At 45.5% G+C, this 585-nt stretch carries 1 pseudogene; it reads left to right on the top strand.

The annotated features are described in order from the left end of the window. A pseudogene (locus JCM19043_RS17060) lies at positions 1 to 585 on the top strand (IS200/IS605 family accessory protein TnpB-related protein); the annotation flags it as partial.

The following is a 585-nucleotide window of genomic DNA, read 5'->3' as shown; positions in this document are numbered from 1 at the left end:
GCTCATGCTGAGCGTTGGCAGAAAGATTGGGTAGCGGCGCGTTACGGTAAGATGACCATTTCGGGACGGAAAGACGCCAAATCAGGTAACTTTGTCTTTCATTATCACCCAGAGACGCATACCCTTACCTTCAAAGCAATCGACCAATGCGTCATTCGTCTCGCTGACGTTGTTTTTCCTTATGGTCAAGATCATGTCAATCACGCCATTCAGACACAAATGAACCTGAAAGATAAGAAAAAGTATGGGAAGCCGATAGCATGGTCACTTGAGGACCATGGTGACTACTACATCGTTAAATGCTTAATCGATGTGCCGGCTACACCTTATCTAAATACCTCAACATCAACGGGCATGATTGGTGTTGATTTGAATGTCAATCATATCGCAGTCGCCAATATCAACGCCATAGGTCAATGTGTGGATACCTTTACTCTCCCGTTTAACTTAGAGGGTAAAACCAGTGGGCAGGTAACGAAAATCATAGAAGCGGAGGTTATTGCCCTCGTTGACTATGCCGTTAAACATCATAAACCACTCGCCATCGAAAGATTGGATACGATGCGGTCCAAAGTGTCGCGTCCC

The sequence above is a fragment of the Halolactibacillus sp. JCM 19043 genome (assembly GCF_001310395.1).
GTDB lineage: Bacteria > Bacillota > Bacilli > Bacillales > Amphibacillaceae > Halolactibacillus > Halolactibacillus miurensis.
The sequence above is the reverse complement of the archived record's forward strand: the minus strand, read 5'-3'. Positions and strand labels throughout refer to the sequence as shown.